The following is a 22,863-nucleotide window of genomic DNA, read 5'->3' as shown; positions in this document are numbered from 1 at the left end:
GTTCATTTAATGGTGTCATTTCACCCTAAATATGCGCCAAGTAAAATTGTGCAAGCTTTAAAAGGTGGGTCGGCAAGGATGTGGTTTAAAGCACATCCAGAAACAAAAGCAACATTATGGGGAGGGCATTTATGGTCTGGGAGCTACTTCATGTCTACGTTAGGCCATGTATCAAAACATATCGTTAAAGACTATATCGACAACCAACTAACCGAATACAATGCGGGTCGCCCGAGACGCTGATTCACCACGTCACTAAAGTAACGTGTTCTCTCAGCTGGCGACCCGTATAGATAATCTAGATGAATAGCCTATGACGTTTTAGGCACCTGGGTATCAGTTACAACCTTTTTAAAATACCGGTATAACACAATGTTAATAAAGACACCCATAAAGACAATAAATAATATGGCGACGATAAAAACATTTAATTGATTCGTCACATAACTGTAAACACCAATACCCAGCCCTAAAGCCGTTTCTAAAATAGCAAGAAATAAAAAATAACGATACTTCATTTTTACCCCCGAAAAATTTATTCAAAATTTTAAAAAAGGATACAACAAACTCACCATACCCTACTCACATTTCCCATTAATATAATCATACATCTCTATCAGCTCTTCGACAAGGATTATCACTGTTTCCGTTGACATTAATTGATCTTCTGCATGCATAAAAACCAGTGAAAATGTCACGTTTTCTCCACTTGCTTCTTGTTGAATTAAGTCGCGGTGATATTGATGCGCTTCATTAAAATAACGTCTAGCTTGTTCAAGTTTTTTGGTTGCCTCATTAACCTGCTTGTTTTTTGCAGATTGTAAAGCTAAAATGGCTAAACTTTTAGCACTTCCCGCCTCTGCGATAATTTTAAATGCACGTTGTTGTATTTTTTCTCGCTCTATCATAACGTCTCCTTTAATACTTTTTAGTTTTCACTGATTATCCGAAGACCTTTCATCAACACTTTCTCTCCATCCATTTCAGCATAATCTTTTGCAGATAACGACACAACAGGTATACGCGGATATTTTTGTTTAATCTTTTCTTCCATATAATGAATTTGCGGACTGATTAATAACAAATGCGCTTCATCAATAAAGGAGGCTAAATCGCCCATCCCAGACGCATGAATCATGACTTCAAGTTCTTTCTTTTCTGCTATTCTAATCATGCGATTGACCAATATACTACTCGACATCCCCACAGCACATACTAAGACAAGGTGTTTCATCAAACATTCCTCCCTTTGATTGCTATTTGCTTTACATTCTCCTCTTCCTTTTCTTACGAGAGTCTAAACGTTGTTCATCTATTTAAATATAAAATCCTTTAGGAGTGAGGCTAATAATAAAGTCGAAGTAAACTTAGAGCACCTAAGGCACCTTCCTCTCTCGGACACACCGAAATAGCAACCTCCTAACACCAACAAAAACAACTGAAGTTTAATACCGATTTGACATTCTCGCTGATCACTACTCACATAACACATTAGCCCGGCCTGAGCAGTTTTTTCATGCCAACAATGCGTCTTGAATAGTCTTTTTTACCACCCTCATTGCAAAGCGCTTACAAAAATAACCGATCCAAAAGCTAACGTTTGATGCGGCATTGTCTTCTTTTTCGTTTTTCACACTAAAAAATTTGACATTTAGCATTAAATCCGTTATATTACATGAGGGATTCGAACGATATCCTTAATTAAATAAAAAATATTCGTCTTTAGGAGTGTAAATAATGGAAAATGTATTTGATTACGAAGATATTCAATTAGTGCCAGCAAAGTGCATTGTTGAGTCTCGCTCAGAATGCGACACATCAGTCACTTTAGGTGGACATACGTTTAAATTACCTGTTGTCCCTGCAAATATGCAAACAATTATAGATGAGAAAATTGCACGTCATTTAGCAACTCAAGGATACTTTTATATTATGCATCGGTTTGAACCAGAAACGCGGATGACCTTTACACAAGCGATGCAAGAAGATGGCTTAATCGCTTCCATCAGTGTTGGGGTTAAAAAAGAAGAATATGATTTTATCAATCAGTTAAAAGAAGACCAGGTGATACCTGATTTTATCACCATTGATATCGCGCACGGTCATTCACAAGCAGTGATTGAAATGATTAAACACATTAAAGCACAATTGCCAAAAACCTTTGTTATTGCTGGGAACGTCGGTACGCCAGAGGCGGTTCGAGAACTCGAACATGCGGGAGCTGATGCAACAAAAGTAGGGATTGGCCCCGGTAAAGTATGTATCACAAAAATAAAAACCGGCTTCGGTACTGGCGGATGGCAACTTGCTGCTTTGCGCTGGTGTGCCAAAGCAGCAAGTAAACCTGTTATTGCTGATGGCGGGATAAGAACACATGGAGATATCGCTAAGTCTATTCGTTTTGGTGCTTCCATGGTAATGATTGGATCGCTGTTCGCTGGGCACGAAGAATCTCCTGGCGAGACTGTCGAACTCAACGGGATGCTATACAAGGAATATTTCGGCTCCGCATCAGAATACCAAAAAGGCGAGAAGAAAAATGTCGAAGGAAAAAAAATGCACGTCGAGTATCGCGGCAAATTAAAAGATACTTTATTGGAGATGGAACAAGATCTTCAATCTAGTATATCGTATGCTGGGGGTAAAGAATTAATGGCCATTCGAAATGTTGATTACGTTGTCGTTAAAAACTCTATTTTTAATGGCGATAAAGTTTATTAAACTAATTTGAACAACCCTGGAGAAAGTATCGCTTACTCCGAGGCCACTGAAAATCTTACGATTTTCTTATTGTAAGTTTAATTAGAATCAAAAAAGACGACACATTTATTCGAAAATATGAATAAGTGTCGTCTTTTTATTGTTTTTAATTCACATACTCGTACATGTTACCTTCTAAGTTTTAATATTCTTTTCAAATTCACCGCGAATATCGCGACGGCTCCTTGCATTTGCATGCCAACAAGACCCGAGGATTTTGATATATCATACCCGTGTCCGTGTTTTAATTCACTGTTTTTAGCTTCTATTTTATAACGCTCTTTTGATTTCTCCTTAAAATATTCTGTTTCTTGAAACTTCGCCTGATCGCTATGATTGTCTGATTTAATACTAACGGAGTAACTTTTACTTTTAGCGCCAGGTTTATAACAACCATTTCTAAGCGGACACACTTTACATTTTTCCACATCAAAATAATACGTGTCCGTTTGATTTGTGGCCACATTCTTTTTACCGTGACGTGCTTTCTTAACGGCTAAATGACCGGCTTTACACACATACATACCTGCATCTTTGTTAAACTCAAATTCATCTTCTTTTTTACGGAAACCTTGAGTGACAGAAGGGTTTAATTTAGCCACGAGTGCCATGTTTCTTTCCTTCGTAAAAGCAATATTCGCCTTCTCTGAATAGGCTGCATCTCCAATGACGGTTTCAACCTCTAACCCAGCTGCCATACTTTTTTCAATAAGACTCTGGAGTTGCTTGCCGTCTGTCTTTTCTCCCGTGGTAACAGTTGCCGCTGTAATGATACGTTCTTCACTCATAGCCAGGTGTGTTTTATAACCAAAAAAGGCTGTATCACGTGTTTTGTGTCCCACTCGAGCATCTTCATCTTCAGATATACGCAGCTGTTCAATATCATCTGTCACAGTTTCTTTTAACAGATTCATTTTTTCTTTTATCTGAGGGTATTCAGAAATCGTATGATTCGCATCAATCACATCTATTAGTTTTTGAGTGTAGTCGAGTTCATCTTTTAATTCATTGGATGTCGGTTTGGTTGGGAATTCATCTTTTAACGACGCATCAATCGCATAAACAGCTTTACGTAATTTCTTCGAACGGTCCATTAATATTTCTTTCGGTGATTTTTGATTATAACGCGCCTTTGTATGTGTAGCATCAACAATAATCGTATGACTTTTTAAAACGTCGGTTTCAATCGCAATTTCCACGGTTTTATTGATCAGTAAGTCGAGTAAATTGATATCTTTTAGTCGTAATTTACGAAACTTGGTTAGAGAACTTGGCTCGATAACTGGCTCCTCCGGAGCCATGCCAAGAAAATATTTAAACGACATATCGTATTTAGAACGTTCCACAACATCAACATCTGAGACATCGAAGATGGTCTTTAAGAGTAAATACTTGAACATACGAATAGGATTAATGGCGTTTCGACCATTGGTGTGACAGTACTTATCTTTTAATTCATCATAAACAAACGAGAAATCAACGAGCTCGTTAAGTTGTCGTAAAAAATTATCTTTAGGCACAACAATATCATAAATCTCTGAATACGGACTTAACATCATTTCTGTTTGTTTTAGAATCATTTTAGCCACCACCTATTATTGATACTTCTATTTTATCGAAAAAAAGACCGGATGCCTATGATTAAATGAGGTATCCGATCTTTTTTGGGCTTTTTCAGTGGCCTTCTTACTCCAGGGTTTTTTCTGCCTAACAGTTTGTTTTATGATGGCTTCTTTCTGTGCATCCGACAGATTTCTCACTTCAAAAAAAGTAACTATTTGTGCCATTAGATCATACCAAACAGGTACAGGCCAATTGTATTAATGGCAAAATTCGCCCCGGCATGAACCATATAAGAGGTTAAAAATGTCCCTGTTTTTTCATTAATATAATTAAAAAACAGCCCTACGCCAATTAACCCTATAACTAATAAGGTAAATAACAAGGGCGAAAACCAATGAGCCATAATCGCCACATGATACAGACTGAATATAATAGCGCTTAAAAAATAGCTCCAACGTCTTGAAAAAAATTTTTTTAATGTAAGAAAGCCAAATCCTCTAAAAAACCATTCTTCTACTAGCGCATTCACTAATGGAATGTAAAAAAACACAAACCAAAAATTGTTTTTCGTAATAGCCATCGATGATTCTAATTGGACGGTAATCATCGAGAAATCAAACCAACGCTCTAGCAATTGATAGCCAAAAATAATTGTGCCATAAGTAGCGATCATTACCAGGGCTATTAGAGATAGTTGTTTTTTTGTTACTGTCAACATCGATTTAATACTCACCCATTGATAATGGTTATTTAATATTAATGGGAGACCAATGAATAATATACATTTAACCAGCGATTTAACCCAGTAATTTGGGGCTAAAAATAAATCTACCGGCGCCATTAGTATCGGCAAGATAATTAACAGTGCAATAAGCACGCGCTTTTTAATCTCGTTAGCAATCATCTAGCGTCGCCTCCGACTAATATGATTATTCTTTGCTCTTAACACAGCCAATTTATCTTTAATTTTCACTTTTTGTTCCTTTGTCTTTAATTCATTCTTCCCAAGGATCGTTAAACTGTTATGAATAACTTCTACATCTATATAATCATGTACGTTTACACCCTCAGGCAACTGCGCCTGTTTAACAACAAATTCTTTTCCGAGCGTTTCAACAAGTATTACCGCCGTTTGTTGGTCACTCATTCGGTCAATCACAGCTATCGTTTTCATGCCTATTCACCTCACACATGCTTTATTTTCAGCTTTAATATCCTTTAGTCGACCACTACCAATACCGTTAATACGTGTTAAGCCATCAACGGATGAAAAGGGGCGTAATCTGATTAATTCGTCTGCTCTAACGTCACCTATATGAATAATCGTCATTAACTCTTCTTTTGAGGCATCGTTAATATCAACACAGCCTTCTAGAGCGTCTTTTGACACGGGTTGTTTCGCTGTTTCTAGTTCTTCTGCTTTTGCGGATGCTTCTTCCTTTAGCTCTGGCTCTTTTTCAATTTCTGGACGTGTTGTGTAATCTTTCGCCTTTATAAGCTTGATGACTTCACCATCTGATTGAAAGACAATATCCCCGTGCTTACTCGTTTGGTAGACATTAATTGTCGCTTGAATAACTCGCGCTAAAACGTCCGCATGCGGATGGCCATAACTGTTATTGGCACTGGCTGATACAATCGCAATCGATGGTTTGACCGCGTTTAAGAAAGCTTGAGACGTTGACGTGTTTGATCCATGGTGACCGAGCTTTAATATATCACTCTCTAATTCACGACCAAAACGTGTGATCAACGCTTGTTCTTCTTTCACTCCAGCATCACCCGTTAATAAGAGCGCATTAGAACCATGCGTTACTTTAACAACGATAGAATCTCGGTTAGCATCCCCTGTTTTGGTAATAGGTCCTAATACGTCAATGGCTACGTCACCAAAGTCAATACCATCACCGACTTCTGGTTCATAGTAGATGATGTTTTTTTCATCAATGATATTGAGCGTGTTTTCAAACGTCTTAGACGTTGACTCGACACCATTCATCCATATCTCATCCACCGTTAATTGATTTAATATTAGCGGTAACTGTCCAATATGGTCCGCATCTGGATGCGTTGCAATAACTAAATCTAAATGTGTTATTTGCTGTTGATGAAGGTAATCAAGAACTTGACGACCGTTCCAATTTCCAGCATCAACTAAAACGTTCCCAGCAACAGTTTCAATCAATATACCGTCGCCTTGCCCCACATCAATAAAATGCACGCGCATGTCATCCGTTTTAGAAGCACTTGGCGCTTTTTCATTTGTTTCACTTTTCCCTGTTGCTGTTTCATCTAGAGACGAAGCGTCAGGAGATGTTGTTTGTTTTACATCTTCTGTCTGTTGTCCTTCTGTTGGAACACCAACGTCACCATCCTCAACAGATTCGTGAATCGACGACCCACACCCGACCAAGACAAATAGCGTCATTAATAATAGCAAAAGATACTTTTTCATCTTACTCATCCCCTCAAATCTATTTTTCTTTCTACATCTTACCACAGTTTACTAACGTCAAACAGCCGCCTTCGATAGTTATATAACAGGAAGCTGCATTAATATCCAAGCCGCTTAATTGATTAACAAAAATAGAAAATTATATTTTTACATTGTTGTTATATAGCACTTTAATTTAGATATTATTGACCGATATTATATGTGTAAGTATATTGACTGGGGAGTGAAGCAGCATGTTTAAACGTAAAGAAAAACCAGAAATTAATAGTAATCAAATGAATGAGGGAGCGGCTATTGTTGAAAACCTCACAACTGAATTATCAGAAAAGAAGCACGATTTAGAATTAACTTTAACATCTATAAACAACCTTTTAATCGATATGACAAGTTTGGACTACATAAAGGCCATGATCTTAAGTGTACGTGAACAAGCGAACCTTATAGAGAGCGTGGCCAGCGGGAGTGAAGAGCTCGCCTCAACGACGGAGGAGATCTCACGCCAAACACAGTACTCAGCTGAAAAAGCTGGAACAGCTCAAACAAATGCCGTAACTAACTTAACCGTTGCTCGCGATACATTCAATCGCATGAACAAGGACGTCAATCGGGTTAAAGAAATCAAATCTGATATGTCTGAAGTCATCCATGAAGCCGAACGCATCAAGGAAATGGTCGATGTGATTAAAGGGGTTGCCGAGCAAACAAATTTACTTGCTTTAAACTCATCTATTGAAGCCGCACGTGCTGGCGAACACGGCAAAGGTTTTTCAGTCGTTGCCAATGAAATCAAAAAGCTTGCCGACTCAACAAAAGTTCAAGTCGGACACATTGAATCCATCGTTGCTGAACTAACGAAGAAAATCGATCAAACAAATGACAAAGTTGATGATATCGTCGCTCAACTGACACATGCTAACATTCAAATGCGTGAAGCATTTGATCAGTTAGAAGGTATAAAAACAGCTTTTGATGAGTTAAATCATTCCTTTACAGAAGTGAGCGCCAACGTCGAAGAACAATCTGCCACAACAGAACAAATGGCCGCACACCTCCAGCAAATTAATGAATTTAGTCGTGAAATTGAATCAAAAACAGAACGAACCGGACAGGTTTTCTATACTATTTCAGATCAACTTAACACCATAAGAAAAAACATGTTAGAACACGCATACGACTTGAACAATAAGACAAAAGCCGATATTTCTATCGCGGATCACCTCATGTGGAAATGGAACGTCTATAACATGATTTTAGGTTATGTTGATTTAGATGTACAACAAGTTGGAACGGAAAAAGAGTGTCGTCTAGGAAGATGGTTAGCAATTTTACCAGATACCGATAAGTGTCGTGTCCTTAAACAAGACATCCAAGCACCACATAAGCGCATTCATGACCAAGCAAAGCTTGCCATAAATCACTTTAATAATAGTCGAACGGCAGAAGCTGAGTTAAGTTTAGTCCAGATTGAGAAGGACTCACAGTACGTTGTTCAATTAATCAAAAAAATCAAACCAGCGCTATAAAACTTCGCAACTCTATTATTAAATTATTGCCTCTCTTTTTTTCAACCCACCGGTTCTATTTGAACCGGTTTTTATATTGACAATAATCTATAATTAACGTATGTTAGCTAAAGTAAAGAGCTATTAATAATTTCACAGTATTTTGTATAAAAAAGGGGGGCATCACGTGGCTAAACGTCAATTAGCAGTCATCGGTTTAGGCCAATTTGGCAGAGGTGTCACTGATACGTTAATTCAACAAGGGCACGATGTACTTGTGATCGATAAGAAAGAACGGTTAGTAAGTGACTATCAAGCTATTGCAACACATGCCGTTGTTGCTGATACAACAGAAGAAAACGTTTTAAAGAGACTAGGCTTAACCAATTTTGATTATGTCATCGTCGCAATTGGAGAAGATATCCAGGCAAGTATTCTCACGACACTTATATTAAAAGATATGGGCGTTAAGAACGTCTGGGTAAAAGCAATTAATAAAAACCATTCAAAAATACTGAGTAGAATTGGTGCTGATTATATTATTCAACCAGAAAAAGACATTGCCAAACGCTTAGTCAATCAATTATTGAATAACCATATCATGGATTTTATTGAACTTTCTGATGACTATAGTATTGTTGAAATTAAAGTATCCAAACAATTATTTAATCGCTCAATTGAGAATATAGATTTGCGTGGACTCTACGGATTATCATTAATAGGTATAAGACATGAAGGACAAGTTGATATAAACCCTAGCCCTCATTATCTTATTGAACCAAAAGACGTGCTGATTGTATTGGGACGCAACAAAGAGATTCAAAAATTTAAAAAGGTGGAAGTTTACGATGAATTTACGCTTAAAACTAAGAGATAAACCTCTCTCACCACCACAAATACTGGCATTCGGCTTTATCACTATTATTACACTTGGTACAGTATTGTTGATGTTACCAATAAGTCGAACAGTACCTTTATCGTGGTTAGACGCATTTTTCACAGCAACATCTGCGGTAACAGTTACTGGTCTCATTGTCGTTGATACTGGAACTGCATTTACAACATTTGGGCAAACTATTTTAATGATTCTCATACAAATAGGTGGTCTAGGTTTTTTAACATTTGCCGTAATGAGTATTTTATTTTTAGGAAAAAAGATTCGATTAAAAGAGCGTATACTCATGCAAGAAGCATTGAATCAAAACTCTATGGGCGGAATAGTTCGACTTATTCGGTCTTTATTTTACTTTGCCATTTCTATGGAGCTGATAGCTACAGCTCTGCTTAGTATTCGGTGGATTCCAGAATACGGTATAAGCAAAGGGCTTTTTATCAGCTTATTTCATGCCGTCTCTTCATTTAATAATGCAGGGTTCAGTCTATTTAACGACAGTTTATCTCAATACGCCGCTGACCCATTGATCAACATTGTCATCACATTACTTTTTGTTTCAGGCGGGATTGGTTTTACCGTTATTTATGAGTTAATGCATAAAAAAAAATGGCGTACATGGACCCTCCATACAAAAATTATGTTGATTGGCACATTTCTGATTAATATTTTTGCGATACTCAGCTTTTTTATTTTAGAAATGAATAATCCACATACTATTGGTGCAATGCCTCTAAACGAACAACTATGGGGTAGCTTTTTTCAAGGGCTTACACCTAGAACGGCTGGATTTAACTCGTTAGATTATGGTGATATGAACAATAGTACACTAATGTTAACAATTTTCCTGATGTTTATTGGAGCAGGTAGTGCGTCAACCGCTTCAGGCATTAAAGTTACAACACTTATCATCATTATATTAGCAGTTTTCGCTTATCTTCGCGGGCGTAATCAAGTATTTGCTTTTAGACAACGCATTGAAACCGAGGTGGTGATTCGTTCGCTCTCAATTATCGTTATTAGTTTCTTTATTGTCTTTGTCGCTATATTTATGCTTTCGGTTACTGAGGACTTACCAATGATGGCCGTTGTTTTTGAGGCTTTTTCTGCCTTTGGCACTGTTGGACTATCTGTTGGGATTACTGATCAACTCTCATCGATTGGAAAACCAATTATCATGTTTCTTATGTTTATTGGACGAGTTGGCCCTCTTACCATCGCCTTCTCACTCGCACGTTCAAAGCCACCACACATTTCTTATCCTAAGGGTGAGATTTTCACTGGATGATTATGCATTTCATATAACATCTATAGAAAAAGCGTCTGAGATTATGCCTCAGACGCTTTTGTTATATCTAACCAATTAATCAAATAATCTTCACTAAATAAATCTTCTGGGTAATCTATGATCCCTGTATCCCCATCTTCATATAACCACTGAACAAAATCGTTCAACGCCTCAAAATACGGGCCATAAAGAAATTCAAAGCTGACGGTTTCTTTAGGCATTCTGTTCTCTTCACACAGGAGAGGATCAAGATAATTTACATACGTTCGACAAGGAATTGGCCTTACTTCATACGCTATGCAGCTGTTCGTTTTTAAATCGAGTAAGGGACATGGTAAATCCAGCGAGCGATACTTACGTTTAAAATCAGCATCTTCTTTAAAATCAATTGATCGCGCTTTAGCCAAAGTCATCCTATGCCTTTCCTGATATTCAACTAAGTGTCTGAAGATAGCTAATCGTCTTTTGTCAGGGAATTGTTCAATCGCATGTTTAATTAACTTAGCTTCAAGTCCTGTTACAATAATTGGGAAGTAACAACAAAAAGCACACCCCATAAAACACGTCGGCTTTTGTTCCATCACGTTGTCCATTTTGTCCATCTCAGCACTGACTTGATTTAACAGCCCTTTAAAAGATTCTGTTAACTTTTTCTCAACAGGAACGTCTTGTTCATCCCAATGTTCAACAATCTGATAAAAAAGTGCTTCATCAATTGCATATTGTTGACTTAAGCGGTTTATTTTATCCATTAGTTTATCATACGTTATATATGTCATACTCATCCACCTTATAATAGCCTATTCATCGATACTTAGAACAATCTAAAGTTTAACATATCAGAAGTAATATCGCCATCACGTAAAAAATACACACCTTCATATGATGTTTTAAAAAAATCACCCGGACACTTCCAGCCTTACACATAAGATAGGCGACTGACAATGAAAGCCACGTGTAAGCTGCCTGGCCCTCATCAAAAAAGCGTAAAGACAAATTGTCCTTACGCTTTTTGAAACAATAGAAGGATTATAAAATTGAATTAAGAAACGCTTTTGTTCGCTCTTCTTTTGGATGATCAAATATGTGATCTGGTTGCCCCTCTTCTACAATTCGCCCCTCATTCATATAAACAACCCAATCGCCTACTTCACGAGCAAAGCCCATTTCATGGGTGACAACAACCATCGTCATCCCCTCTTCTCCAAGTTCTTTCATCGTCTCAAGCACCTCACCAACGAGTTCTGGATCAAGTGCTGACGTTGGTTCATCAAATAACATAATGTCAGGTTGCATAGCAAGCGCGCGCGCTATCGCTACCCGTTGCTTTTGTCCACCTGATAAACGGGAAGGATAAATATCATACTTATCACCAAGTCCCACTTTATCTAGTAGCCGCTTCCCTTCTTTAACCGCCTCTTTTTTAGACATCCCTTTTACTTGTATCGGGGCTTCTATGACGTTTCCTAAAACCGTTTTATGTGGGAATAAATTAAAGTGCTGAAAAACCATACCAACTTTCGCTCTCACTTTGTTTAAGTCATGGGTAGCTGCTTCAACTTGCTCACCTTCTATAACGATTTTTCCATCATCTTTAAACTCTAAAAAATTCAAGCATCTCAATAGCGTACTTTTTCCCGACCCACTCGCGCCGATTAAGACCACAACATCACTTTCATTAACTTTTAGATCGATATCATAGAGCACATGTAAATCACCAAATGATTTATTTAATTTCTCTACACGGATCATTTCTCTAGGTTTTGTCATTTTCTTTTCCTCCTTAATCACTTACCGCTAATTTTTTCTCTAATTGGTTCACGGCCACTGTTAGAACTAACACAATGACAAGATAATAAATGGCTACTGTAAAGAAGTAAGGTAAGTAATTAAATGAATTTGACCCCATCGTATTTGATACGCCAAATAATTCTTGTAAGCCAATAAATGACGCCAATGACGAATCTTTGATTCCTATAATAAATTGGTTACCCAAAGCAGGTACTGCACGTCTAAATGCTTGTGGTAGGACTATGCGACGCATCGTTAATCGTCGGTTCATTCCTAATGAACGCGCGGCCTCATTTTGTCCTTTGGCAATCGATTGAATCGACCCACGAATAATCTCTGCGATATAAGCACCCGAGTGAAAAGCTAAACCAATACTCGCTGCCCAGAACTCAGGGATGAGCCAAATACTTGCCAAACCATAATATAAAATAAAAATTTGAACGATCAGTGGCGTTCCTCGCACAACCCAAATGTATAAGTCCGCAATTATTTCTAATATTTTAATGCGTGAAATTTTTAGCATCGCAAAAAATAGTCCAATCACAATGGCAATGAGTAATGATACGACAGAAAGTCTTAATGTTAACCATAACCCTTGAAAAAATACATCAGTACTCCCGATGAATATATCAAAAAACTCTCCCAAGTCAATCTCTCCTTCTCCCTAATAAAAGCCCTTATTATTGATATGTAAAACAAATGCCGGTCACGCAAATGCGTGACCTTGGCACTTTACTCGATCGTATCTTCTGGCTCAACTGTTATATCTACACCAATCCACTCTTGTGCGAGTGCTTCTAACTCACCAGATGCTTTCATTTCCTCAAGAGCAGCATTAATTGCTTGAGTTAATTCTGGGTTATCTTTCCTTACTGCAATGCCTTGTTCACTGACACCCAAGTAAAAAGCTTCTTCAATCTCAAGACCATTATCAATCGCTGCATTACCCGTTACATCATCAGTTATAACGGCATCGTAATTCCCATTAGCAAGAGATTGTAACGCAACAACATCACTGTCTAGTTGAGGAATGTCATCGGTATATTCCTCTGCCATCGCAATATAAGTTGTCCCACGCGCTACCGCAATCTTTAAACCTTCTAAATCTGCTTCTGTTTCAATGTCACTGCCAGGCTGTACCCATACAACTGGACCTGAATAATAATAAGGTTCAGTAAAATCGACTTGCTCTAAACGCTCTTCTGTTATTGTATGACTAGCCACAGCAATATCATATCGTCCTTCACTTACACCCGTTACAATACCAGAAAATACCGCCTTTTTCGGGTTAGGTTCAAGTCCTAATTTCTCAGCAATCGCTTCGCCTACAGCAATATCATAACCGACCATATCCGTCCCTTCCATATAACTAAACGGTTTAAACTCACCTGATGCCGCAAAAGTTAACTTACCTGATTCAACTAAATGAAAGTCTTCATCAGTGCTGTCTCCATTTAAATCCGTTGCCGTATCATCTCCTGCGCATGCAACCAATGTGAATAGCAACCCTAACATTAAAATACCTAACAATTTTTTCATGAATAATCGTCTCCCTTTTACTTTTTTTCATCTCAAATCAAGAGATAAGTATAGGTGATTCCTTTTAATCATGGTATAAAAGCAAAAAGTTCGCTTAACCGGTCCCGCATCCTCCTCTTTGTTTTAGCATTTATTACTGCTTCGCACGACCCGAAGCAGTTCACCCTATAATTCCCATACCCATCATTTTTTAAGCTTAAACGTCATTACATGCCTTTTTGATATGAAACACTCGCAACACATATCAATATTAATCAGTTATATCAGTAATTAGAGCGCTTTCAAAAAAGATTTGTTTTTTTCTTTAAAATCCACGTGCCTCTAATCATTTCAATAAAAAAACATTTTCACTTTCAACATTATTTAATCTAAATGATTTAAACAACTTTTCACCAACAACCAACATTATATAAAAAAACATTAAAAAACCCTCAATCCCATAAAGGAATTGAGGGTTTATCTGGTTAATATAATTAACCAGACCTATTTGCGGCGCAACACACGTTGCCACATTCAACGTTTTTGACGTGTGCGTCTTATGCAAATCAGCTCATCGCTCTCTTACTATAGCATGTCCTATGAAAAAAAACTAGCTTTTGTTTAATGTTTAAAGATTCAGTTTTTATTCTCAAACGCTGTTCTAGCTTGTTGTTCTGCTTTTTTCATAATGTCAGATAAGTCCTTCTTACTGACTTGGTCTACGAAGTATGCTTCTGCCGCTTTCCCCATCGCGAATGTGCCTGAATAAGCGATTGCACTTGAGATAACACTACCCGAACCAGGTAAGACAACATTCAACAATTTACTGCCTTGTTGGGCAAGTAATTTAAAACTGTATCCGAGAGAACCAACCCCACCAATACTTATTAAAAAATCTCTCAACATTTTTTTATCGACCGTGCGTCCACTCACATACGCAATGAAACTCACCATCAACAATTGTAATGGCACTAAAACAGACATGTCACTGACCGGAATTGGTGTTAAAGCAACTGTTGATGCCACACCAGAAAAAACCTTAATTATCCTTCTTGTGAGTAATTTAATCGCGCGTTCGATCCGTGTTGAAAGCATGAGATGTATCGCGGATTGAAAATCGATCGTTGCTTCTAAGTAGTCTAACAACTCATCGATTTGGTAGCGGCCATCGAAATCAATCGTTAAATATTTTTGTTCGATGGTTGTTAATGTTTCTGGAGCATCATGACTCCACTCAATATAACTAGACACAGGAATCACGTCATCAATCGAGAGTTTTAGGTCGCGAATCAACTGTTTAACTTGTGCCCGTTTATTTTTTATTCGTTCTTCTTTTACTTCTGGATAACGTTCAGGTTCTTTTATACGTGCCGGGTCTATATGATCCGCATGTGTTAACACACACACGATAGGAACATATTGCGATATGAAGGGTTTGAGTAGCTGCACTTGCTTTAGTTCTTCATCCATTCCTGCTCGGTCTGTCGCATCCATCACAAGTATAATGGCGTCTGGCTCAAATTGTTGCATCGCTTTTTTCAGTGCCTGTTCTGCAGAATCACGCGCTCCTTCTGACTCGTTTAGACCACGAGTATCAATCACATCAAATAACGTTTGATCACCATCTCTGTATTGATAGCTTGCGACAGATGTCGTTCCAATATCTACCGCTGATGTCTTGGCAAGATAGCGTCCGATCATCGCGTTGATTAAACTACTTTTCCCAACGCCTGTTTTACCAATAACAATAAAACGAGGCGGACGTCGATCCACTATGTCTTGTATTAATTGATTGAGTTCTTCATTTTTAAAAAGCAATTCTTTTACCGTTTCCCTTACAGCCCCTGGTACTTTTACCGGTAACGTATCCATTACTTGATCTAGACTATTTCTCATATTCACTAGCCGATCTAATCGCTCGTCTATAGTTGCTCTGTCCATCAAGTCGCCCCCTCTTCATTCATTTCATAGTGCGTCTATCATTGATGTCTCTATGCGCGTTCAAGAAATAACTGATCTAAAACCGTCGTTACTTCTTCTATATCCGCGAACAATAACTTTATTAACTGTTGTTTATCCGATTGCCAAATGGCTCTTAGCGATGGATCAATAGCGGTTTTGCCTTTTATAAGTTGCGTATATAATTTAAGCCTTAATAACTCGATCGTTTTTCTATCCTCGGTACTCGTTGATTTATCTGAGATGATTGGATACAAACAATATTCTTTTCGATCATACGTTGACCTCGCTACCCCTAAACCTACTTGGATGGCGTAGTCAATTCTAAGCGGCAAATTTATTTTGTAAAAATGGGTGTTTGCCAAATCCGATTCAATCGGGGTTGATGTAATATAAATGTATGCATCTTTAGGAATAAGTTTAATTAAGGCATTCAGCGTTTCTGTCGCTGTTTGATATTCAATCATTTGACCGACATCAACTTGTAGTAAATGATCTACCGTATAAACCCACTGATTTCTAATGCCGATAAATGAAACCACTTCAAAATCACGGTATATTTTCAATTCATTACCTAAACGCCAGCCTATTAAGTAATCATCTACCCAATTTTCCATGGTGTCACTTCCTTTCTTGATGTATATATTATATAACCGAGTTAACGAGCAGTCTGATATGTTGCGGAAGCACTTGAAGTTCAAGTGGAAGAGGATCGCCTTTATCTCCATCGATATTTGCATGTAATATTTCTGTAGAAGTGATGCGTACGCCTTTGGTTTTTGCGTACGTGACTTGTCTATGTGTTTTTAAATCACCACTTAACAACGCAGGTAACAGCGATACCATGTCAACACCCGCCAGTTCTTTTATGATAAATATGTGCATCAAGCCATCATCTAATTCGGCATCGACCACCATGTTTTCAAATCCTGCGATCGACTGTGTCATACCTATCACAACTAAAAACGCCTCTTCTTCAATCACTTCACCATCTAAAGTCAGACGCAGTGGATAGACGTTATGTTTTACCAACGTTTTTGCTCCTTCGATATAATAAGCAAGCCGACCCAATCGTGTTTTTTGATCAACGCCCACCTCTTAAGTCGCCTCAGCAATTGCTCCAAGAGCAACAACATTCACAAAATAACGGTCGTTTATTTTTCCTATATCAGCAAGCTGTTCAGTATTGGCTTCTTTCACCCACTGAATAGCCTGTTCTGGCTTAAGTGGGACGCCTATTGCTCTTGCAAAATCATTGACCGTGCCAAACGGAACGAGGCTAAACAGTGGCTGGTACTTCTGTTCTGCTAGACCTGAAACAGCTTCATTTATAGTGCCATCTCCACCAACAGCTATGACGTAATCATAACCTTTCTCTGCCGCCTCACGCGCAAACAACGTCGCATCATGTGCTTTTTCCGTTTCACGCATCGTCAAATCATAACCTTTTGATTCCACAACATCGCAAATGAAGTCTTTATAGTTTTTAGCCTCTTCATTACCTGAAGAAGGATTTAATATAATCATTGCACGCTGCATCACACTCACCCAATACCTCTCTAGATTTCTATGTTGACCCTCACCATAAAACATGTGTAGTATACTACAGTATACCCAAATGTTAGGGTTTACTAAACAAACAGCATAGCTTAAATAAATAACAAAAAAGACTAAACAGTGGTTGCTTAGTCTCTTTTACAGAAGAATTCGTCGTTAGTCTATTATTTTCGAAAGTAAATAGCGGTAGATTAATTGTTCAGTTGCGTTAATTGAGTCACGGTGTGTACGTTCAAACGCATGTGAACTATCAATGCCGGCACCAATTAATCCGTGGATGATATCATGACCTGCGCGAATAGCTGAAGAAGCGTCTGACCCATAATGTGGATACAGATCGACTTTATACGGAATATCATGCGCATTGGCTAATGCGATTAAGTGTTGTCTCAAACGATAATGGTAAGGACCGCTTGAATCTTTTGCACAAATGGAGACAGTAAATTCGTCTGTCGCTTGACCATCACCAATTGCGCCCATATCAACAGCCAAGTATTCGCTAACAGACGATGGAATATTCGAGTTACCACCATAGCCAATTTCTTCATTATTAGAGATAAGAAAATAGGTAGTATACGGCAATACAATTGCCTCATTTACTAACTTCTCTGCAACTGACATCAACATCGCGACACTTGCCTTGTCATCTAAGTGCCGAGATTTAATAAACCCAGATGGCGTTTCTTCAAATCTTGGATCAAATGATACAAAGTCTCCTACGCTGATGCCACGCTCTAACACATCGCTGTCATTTTTAACAACAGCATCAATCCTTACTTCCATATTGTCTTGGTTACGTTCGGCAGTACCTGCATCTTTATAAACATGGACAGAAGTTTGATGCATCAAAATGGTACCTGTGTAAGTCTCACCACTTGCGGTATGAATCGTGCAATATTCACCTTCTATTGAATTAAAGCGAAAACCACCGATTAAATCGAGTTTTAACCTGCCGTTTGATTTCACTTCTTTTACCATCGCGCCTAGTGTGTCAACGTGGGCTGTCAACATCCGTGTTTGATCTGATGATTTCCCTGGTAAGGTAACGACGAGGCCACCTTTTTTATTGCGCATTGTTACTAGTTTTAAGTTTTGAAAGAAGTTTTCAACATAAGTGATCACTTCATCGGTATAGCCCGATGGGCTAGGAATGTTTACTAAGTTCTTTAAATATGTCACAGTATGTGCTGTCATATACTCCCTACTTTCGTTAGTTACTATTTTAACTATCATTTAGTCATCTCACCTACGACTCGTAAGATGCTTTTCATTGGCTTCTTAAATCAATATAACCTTCTGACAAATAAGTCGGCGTTTAACTAAAAGCGATTCATCTCCCACCTACTCACTTGCATTCCTTGATTCGGGAGTCTTCTCGCTTGTTATAGATAAAAAAAGAAAGCTTCCCGGCAACACAATAATAAAGAGAAATCTCACGAGGACATTAAAATGGGTCGCAAGCCCACCGCATAAACCATGAATCGACCTTTATGTTCGTGACCATGTTTACTTTTCAGACAGCTCTACTGCCTCTTTTATGTTATGCTGAGTAGATAAACACGAACGCGAAGAAGAGGTAACCTAAAAATGACACTCATCTTACAAGACAAATGGCAAAAACAACTGCCACCGGTTGATTATGATCACTACAAGGCGCTGTATCATGCGTATCTTAACAATCAATTATCTTACTTAGAAGACATCGATCTATTTGCGTCAACAGGTAAACTGATTCCTCTAAGACAAGCAAAAAACCATGCCGGGCACCGGCTCATTATTTGCTTCTATCAATATACAGGAGTAGAAGCTTCTGTTCCTACTTTTACCGCATCATTAAAGTCAACTGAATCTGTTGTTGTCACCATACCTACCCTCACATTAGCCCCAGGAGAGACGACCTTATGGACGATTATTTTCACAGCGCCAATGACGGCATTCACGGAAGGTTGGTTAGTGTCAATCGATACATAGTTTTAAAAAACGATGAGGCTAGTCTTCGTCTCTTACAAATAAACTCTCAGGAACAGGTTCAGCTAGATACGCTTGAATATCCGCGCGAATCCGGTCCATTTCTTTTAAATGCGTATCGAACTGTGCTGTGTTCACTAAATACTGTTCTCCGTCATGAAATGCTTTGATTTTCTTATCAAAAATTAATTTGCGCAAATCGGTCTCATTGATTTCTAAGTAAGCCGCCGCTTCCTTAATTGATACAAACATCTCCTCGCCCCCTTCACTTTCTTTAATACAGCCCTCTTCATTATGTCGCCATGAACGATTTAGGCACAGGCGCACTAAACGATACTAGCTTTTCTGTTGTTGGATGTTGAAAAGTAATCGTCTCAGCATGTAAGCCTAAACGTTTGATGGGATTTGTTTTTGCGCCATACTTTTTATCGCCAACAATCGGATAACCAGCCGCACTTAGTTGGACCCTGATCTGATTTTTCCGACCAGTGTCTAACTGCACGTGTAGTAGACTTGTATTTTTACCACGATATTTTACTTGATAATGGAGCGAGGCATAAATCCCTTCAGATTTATTTTTAGTCGTGTACATCCGGTGCGTTTTAGACTCAGCTAAATAATCTTCTAGCTGGGCGTTGTCTTGTTTGACAACGCCTTCTACAAGAGCCACATAACGACGTTCTTTCACCCGTTCTTTCCAATGTGTCTGTAAGATATGTTTGGCCCGCTCATTTTTTGCAAACACTAAAACCCCCGAGGTGTCTCGGTCGAGCCGGTGCACGATAAAGACTCTCGCCCGCGGATCTTTCTCTTGAAGATACTCACTTAATTGCCGGTGAGCAGTCAGTTCTTTTAATTGTTTATTCGTTTGAATCGTTAAAAGACCACTTACTTTATTTACGACAAGACACTCCTCATCTTCATAGAGAATAGTTAATCCCTTTAGTTTAGACGTTTTAATCTTTTCTTTTGAAATCGCGACCACTTGTCCTGCCGTTAATGGATGATTAAATTGCGTCACCGACTGACCATCGACATAGACTTGCCCCCGCTGTAAGAACCCCTTTACTTTGCTTCGGCTATAATCAAATACCTCGAGTAAAAAATCCATTAATATTGTATCAGCTTTAACCATTTGTTCATTTTTTTTCACGAGACACTTCACTCACTTTCATTATACGCACGTTTTTTATAAGCCATCATACAGATGATCCAAATAACGGGCATGTATTCTCTTAGCCGCTCTTTATTATCCTAGATAACATTCTTTTAGGATGTTCTTTTCCATACCGACTGCATATGATAGACTGGCTCATCTTTTTCTTGAATATAGGCTGTCCACTCATATGTCTTTGGCCAATTTTTAAACATTTTAGCTACAGTATAAAGGAAAAGAAGCGATAGTTTGGTAGGTCTTGGTTTCCATCCTCCGGATGGAACCAAAGTGATTTTAGTTTTATTATGATCTTTTTTAACAGTATAATGTCCCTTTACACTACCCACAGTAGGATTACCTGCTATTTCAAAGGATCCTTTCATGGTTATATCTTTTTTTAATGATCTAATATCAAAAAAACCTTCTTTAAAAAACAACGTCACTGGATAAGTGTCATTTTTACAGATTATGCGCTTTATTATAGGTTGCTCTTTAATCCATTCAAACTCATAATCATACCCTGCATGACTGAGTTTTTCTTGATAAAGATTAACTTCCAATGGAATGATCTCAGCATTTACATTTGGATTAAAAGTGACGATGAGCGGTTCAGGACTATATCGTGTGTATAGCATTTTCGAGCCGTCCATAGGCAGCGGAAGCTCATCAGGTTTATGCACCTTATCTTCAATCCTTATGTCAATTTCTGTGCCCTTCTTTCGAACAAAATAAAAGTGATGTAAAAGCACTAAAGGCATGGCTGAAGGGTTTTCTGCAGCAGCACCCATAGGAGCAAGTAACCCAAAGGGCTTTCGTCTTTTAGGGTTATTTTCATTCACTTTAATAACTATCTGTCTATTGTCCACGTCTTTAAAATTGTAAGATGCGTGTACACCAACATCATTTACTTCATAGTGAGCTTCAAAAAAGTCACATTCAACCATAGTTGCTAATCCTTTACCTACAATATCAAATGTCTGTCGTTCTAGCTTAAGGCCAGGCTGGTGATAGACATCCACTTTGCCATCTCGTCTCCAACCAATGACCAAATGTCCTTTACCATGAATGGCATCATTAAATACCTGAGGTTCAAAACCAATATATATTGTATCTGGGTCACCCTCAAAATTCACCAGTAATAATCGTTCCATCGGGTCTATATTAATCTTAAAGGGATTGATAATAGTGACTTTTTCTTGTACCATACCTTCACTCCTTTTTCTTGATTGGCGCATGACCGGTTATACCTGTCCACCTGAGAAATATAGCGCGTCATGTTAAAGTTTTAACCTAATATACGTCAAGGTTTTTATTAAAGGGTTCATGTCGATGATCTTTTTTTGTTTCGTCCAATAACCATAAAGGCTATCGCTATTAGTATATAGACGGGTGTAAAATTGAAAAAAATATCTTTATAAGCATTTGGATGTAAATCAATGAATAAACGACTGAGCCATAGTAACAAAATAATCGTGCCCATAGTTGCTGTATAATGTAGTCCATAAATTGCTGCTAAAGGCCATTTGGGAAACAATCTAAATATTAAAATACTAGAAACACCAACAACAGTAACAACAAAGCGCATGATAATATGAACATGAGCGTCTGCTGTTTGACCCTGTAGCAAGCCGGTAATAGAACTGATTACTGTTAACAATGTAAAAACGACACAAATTAAAATAACTGTCTGCTTACCAGTGAGATGAGCCCTCATTTTTAGCCTCCTATAATTACATGATCAACTACGTAACATACGTCTTGAATGATAATGACGATTTGACTGTTTTTGAGCTATCGCTTGATGATCACTGAACACCCTATAATGAGGCGTCCATTGACATTGACATCTATCGTATCACTTATTTACTTGCGTTCTTTTGTTGTATTCATGTTTGAGTAACCCATAGTGAACATGATCAAGATAATGATCATGCATCCACTCAGCCTGTCTAATTATGCCTTCTTCTTTAAACCCTAAACGTTCGGCGACCGCTCGACTTTTGGCATTTGTTGATGCTGCCTTTAAATCCATTCGGTTCAGCTGCAACGCATCAAATCCATAGGCAATCATCTTTTCTGCTGATTTTGTCATAATCCCTTGACCAATATAAGGTTCACCTAACCAATAGCCAATTTCTGCTCGCTTGTTTTGATAGTCAATGTCATTAAAACCAACCAATCCAGCCACTTGATTGTCAACATAAATGACAGACACGAACGTTTTCATTTTTGCATTTGAAAGGACTGTTTCCTCAACGAACTGGCGCGTATGTTCTTCTTTAGTTGTCAAATCTACGAAAATCAAAAACTCACGTAAATGTTGTTTCGATGCTTTAATTAAATGATAGAGCGGTTCTGTATGAAACACTTGAAGTGGCCTAAGCTCTATCCCTTCCTCAATAACATAGTTATACACATGAATACCCTCCCTATAATGATTAGCGTTCATCTTTT

General features: G+C 38.1%; 27 protein-coding genes. 6 read left to right on the top strand and 21 right to left on the bottom strand.

Annotation, left to right across the window (positions count from 1 at the left end; all coding sequences use genetic code 11):
• On the top strand, nucleotides 1-243 hold a 243-nt coding region (gene tnpA / locus BM163_RS08875), incomplete at its 5' end, for an IS200/IS605 family transposase (RefSeq protein ID WP_143088207.1).
• 68 nt (nucleotides 244-311) lie between these two features.
• On the opposite strand, the gene BM163_RS08870 is transcribed toward tnpA, so the two are convergent.
• The 3 genes from BM163_RS08870 to BM163_RS08860 are packed head-to-tail and all read right to left on the bottom strand — an operon-like array spanning nucleotide 312 to nucleotide 1,234.
• Nucleotides 312-518, bottom strand: a complete 207-nt coding sequence (locus BM163_RS08870) for a hypothetical protein (protein ID WP_089802285.1) — start codon at nucleotides 516-518, stop codon at nucleotides 312-314.
• A 60-nt stretch (nucleotides 519-578) separates the two neighbouring features.
• On the bottom strand, nucleotides 579-908 hold the full coding sequence (locus BM163_RS08865; protein ID WP_089802283.1) for a PTS sugar transporter subunit IIA: 330 nt from the start codon (nucleotides 906-908) through the stop codon (nucleotides 579-581).
• Nucleotides 909-928: 20 nt separating this feature from the next.
• Nucleotides 929-1,234, bottom strand: coding sequence for a PTS sugar transporter subunit IIB (locus BM163_RS08860; protein ID WP_089802281.1), 306 nt, complete (start codon nucleotides 1,232-1,234; stop codon nucleotides 929-931).
• A gap of 503 nt (nucleotides 1,235-1,737) precedes the next feature.
• On the opposite strand from BM163_RS08860, the gene guaC reads away from it, so the two are divergent.
• Complete coding sequence (gene guaC / locus BM163_RS08855; protein ID WP_089802279.1) at nucleotides 1,738-2,721, top strand: GMP reductase; 984 nt, start codon at nucleotides 1,738-1,740, stop codon at nucleotides 2,719-2,721.
• Nucleotides 2,722-2,888: 167 nt separating this feature from the next.
• On the opposite strand, the gene BM163_RS08850 is transcribed toward guaC, so the two are convergent.
• The 4 genes from BM163_RS08850 to BM163_RS08830 all read right to left on the bottom strand — a co-directional run bounded on the left by BM163_RS08850 (nucleotide 2,889) and on the right by BM163_RS08830 (nucleotide 6,778).
• Complete coding sequence (locus tag BM163_RS08850; RefSeq protein ID WP_089802277.1) at nucleotides 2,889-4,340, bottom strand: IS1182 family transposase; 1,452 nt, start codon at nucleotides 4,338-4,340, stop codon at nucleotides 2,889-2,891.
• A 206-nt stretch (nucleotides 4,341-4,546) separates the two neighbouring features.
• Nucleotides 4,547-5,227: a CPBP family intramembrane glutamic endopeptidase gene (locus BM163_RS08840; RefSeq protein WP_229675542.1), complete on the bottom strand. Its 681-nt coding sequence runs from the start codon at nucleotides 5,225-5,227 to the stop codon at nucleotides 4,547-4,549.
• Complete coding sequence (locus BM163_RS08835) at nucleotides 5,228-5,497, bottom strand: DUF3006 family protein (RefSeq protein WP_089802273.1); 270 nt, start codon at nucleotides 5,495-5,497, stop codon at nucleotides 5,228-5,230.
• A 6-nt stretch (nucleotides 5,498-5,503) separates the two neighbouring features.
• Nucleotides 5,504-6,778: an MBL fold metallo-hydrolase gene (locus BM163_RS08830; RefSeq protein ID WP_170243702.1), complete on the bottom strand. Its 1,275-nt coding sequence runs from the start codon at nucleotides 6,776-6,778 to the stop codon at nucleotides 5,504-5,506.
• Between the two features lie 233 nt (nucleotides 6,779-7,011).
• On the opposite strand from BM163_RS08830, the gene BM163_RS08825 reads away from it, so the two are divergent.
• The 3 genes from BM163_RS08825 (at nucleotide 7,012) to BM163_RS08815 (ending at nucleotide 10,460) form a co-directional block, all read left to right on the top strand.
• Nucleotides 7,012-8,301 carry a methyl-accepting chemotaxis protein gene (locus tag BM163_RS08825; protein ID WP_089802269.1) on the top strand — a complete coding sequence of 430 codons (1,290 nt, stop codon included), beginning with the start codon at nucleotides 7,012-7,014 and terminating at the stop codon, nucleotides 8,299-8,301.
• Between the two features lie 166 nt (nucleotides 8,302-8,467).
• Nucleotides 8,468-9,157, top strand: a complete 690-nt coding sequence (locus BM163_RS08820; RefSeq protein ID WP_089802267.1) for a potassium channel family protein — start codon at nucleotides 8,468-8,470, stop codon at nucleotides 9,155-9,157.
• Entirely contained in the window at nucleotides 9,129-10,460 is a 1,332-nt protein-coding gene (locus BM163_RS08815) for a TrkH family potassium uptake protein (protein ID WP_089802264.1), read from the top strand. The genes BM163_RS08820 and BM163_RS08815 overlap by 29 nt, the downstream gene beginning before the upstream one ends.
• A 41-nt stretch (nucleotides 10,461-10,501) precedes the next feature.
• On the opposite strand, the gene BM163_RS08810 is transcribed toward BM163_RS08815, so the two are convergent.
• The 9 genes from BM163_RS08810 to BM163_RS08765 all read right to left on the bottom strand — a co-directional run bounded on the left by BM163_RS08810 (nucleotide 10,502) and on the right by BM163_RS08765 (nucleotide 18,479).
• Nucleotides 10,502-11,239 (bottom strand): YkgJ family cysteine cluster protein, encoded by a 738-nt coding sequence (locus tag BM163_RS08810; protein ID WP_089802262.1) that lies wholly within the window; start codon nucleotides 11,237-11,239, stop codon nucleotides 10,502-10,504.
• A 250-nt stretch (nucleotides 11,240-11,489) separates the two neighbouring features.
• Complete coding sequence (locus BM163_RS08805; RefSeq protein WP_089802260.1) at nucleotides 11,490-12,230, bottom strand: amino acid ABC transporter ATP-binding protein; 741 nt, start codon at nucleotides 12,228-12,230, stop codon at nucleotides 11,490-11,492.
• A 13-nt stretch (nucleotides 12,231-12,243) separates the two neighbouring features.
• Complete coding sequence (locus BM163_RS08800; protein ID WP_229675541.1) at nucleotides 12,244-12,897, bottom strand: amino acid ABC transporter permease; 654 nt, start codon at nucleotides 12,895-12,897, stop codon at nucleotides 12,244-12,246.
• 86 nt (nucleotides 12,898-12,983) lie between these two features.
• Nucleotides 12,984-13,790, bottom strand: coding sequence for a transporter substrate-binding domain-containing protein (locus BM163_RS08795; protein ID WP_089802257.1), 807 nt, complete (start codon nucleotides 13,788-13,790; stop codon nucleotides 12,984-12,986).
• A gap of 615 nt (nucleotides 13,791-14,405) precedes the next feature.
• A complete protein-coding gene (locus BM163_RS08785; RefSeq protein ID WP_089802253.1) occupies nucleotides 14,406-15,710 on the bottom strand; it encodes a GTPase family protein in 1,305 nt (434 codons plus the stop codon).
• A gap of 50 nt (nucleotides 15,711-15,760) precedes the next feature.
• Nucleotides 15,761-16,345 (bottom strand): hypothetical protein, encoded by a 585-nt coding sequence (locus BM163_RS08780; RefSeq protein WP_089802251.1) that lies wholly within the window; start codon nucleotides 16,343-16,345, stop codon nucleotides 15,761-15,763.
• Nucleotides 16,346-16,373: 28 nt separating this feature from the next.
• Entirely contained in the window at nucleotides 16,374-16,823 is a 450-nt protein-coding gene (locus BM163_RS08775; protein WP_089802249.1) for a diacylglycerol/lipid kinase family protein, read from the bottom strand.
• A 3-nt stretch (nucleotides 16,824-16,826) separates the two neighbouring features.
• On the bottom strand, nucleotides 16,827-17,267 hold the full coding sequence (locus BM163_RS08770; protein WP_170243700.1) for a diacylglycerol/lipid kinase family protein: 441 nt from the start codon (nucleotides 17,265-17,267) through the stop codon (nucleotides 16,827-16,829).
• Nucleotides 17,268-17,441: 174 nt separating this feature from the next.
• Nucleotides 17,442-18,479, bottom strand: coding sequence for a M42 family metallopeptidase (locus tag BM163_RS08765; protein WP_089802245.1), 1,038 nt, complete (start codon nucleotides 18,477-18,479; stop codon nucleotides 17,442-17,444).
• 393 nt (nucleotides 18,480-18,872) lie between these two features.
• Between BM163_RS08765 and BM163_RS08760 the strand changes: the two genes are divergently transcribed.
• Nucleotides 18,873-19,256 (top strand): hypothetical protein, encoded by a 384-nt coding sequence (locus BM163_RS08760; RefSeq protein WP_089802243.1) that lies wholly within the window; start codon nucleotides 18,873-18,875, stop codon nucleotides 19,254-19,256.
• An 18-nt stretch (nucleotides 19,257-19,274) separates the two neighbouring features.
• Here BM163_RS08760 and BM163_RS08755 read toward each other — a convergent pair whose 3' ends face one another.
• From BM163_RS08755 to BM163_RS08735, 5 genes are all read right to left on the bottom strand, one after another.
• Complete coding sequence (locus tag BM163_RS08755; RefSeq protein ID WP_089802241.1) at nucleotides 19,275-19,505, bottom strand: excisionase family DNA-binding protein; 231 nt, start codon at nucleotides 19,503-19,505, stop codon at nucleotides 19,275-19,277.
• Nucleotides 19,506-19,545: 40 nt separating this feature from the next.
• Entirely contained in the window at nucleotides 19,546-20,406 is an 861-nt protein-coding gene (locus tag BM163_RS08750; RefSeq protein WP_229675540.1) for an RluA family pseudouridine synthase, read from the bottom strand.
• A 116-nt stretch (nucleotides 20,407-20,522) separates the two neighbouring features.
• On the bottom strand, nucleotides 20,523-21,614 hold the full coding sequence (locus BM163_RS08745; RefSeq protein WP_089802240.1) for a hypothetical protein: 1,092 nt from the start codon (nucleotides 21,612-21,614) through the stop codon (nucleotides 20,523-20,525).
• A gap of 116 nt (nucleotides 21,615-21,730) precedes the next feature.
• Nucleotides 21,731-22,123: a DUF6608 family protein gene (locus BM163_RS08740; protein WP_089802238.1), complete on the bottom strand. Its 393-nt coding sequence runs from the start codon at nucleotides 22,121-22,123 to the stop codon at nucleotides 21,731-21,733.
• A gap of 141 nt (nucleotides 22,124-22,264) precedes the next feature.
• Complete coding sequence (locus tag BM163_RS08735; RefSeq protein WP_089802236.1) at nucleotides 22,265-22,825, bottom strand: GNAT family N-acetyltransferase; 561 nt, start codon at nucleotides 22,823-22,825, stop codon at nucleotides 22,265-22,267.
• Nucleotides 22,826-22,863: the final 38 nt, after the last annotated feature.

The sequence above is a fragment of the Halolactibacillus alkaliphilus genome, assembly GCF_900115465.1.
GTDB lineage: Bacteria > Bacillota > Bacilli > Bacillales > Amphibacillaceae > Halolactibacillus > Halolactibacillus alkaliphilus.
This window is presented reverse-complemented; position numbering and strand designations above follow the sequence as displayed.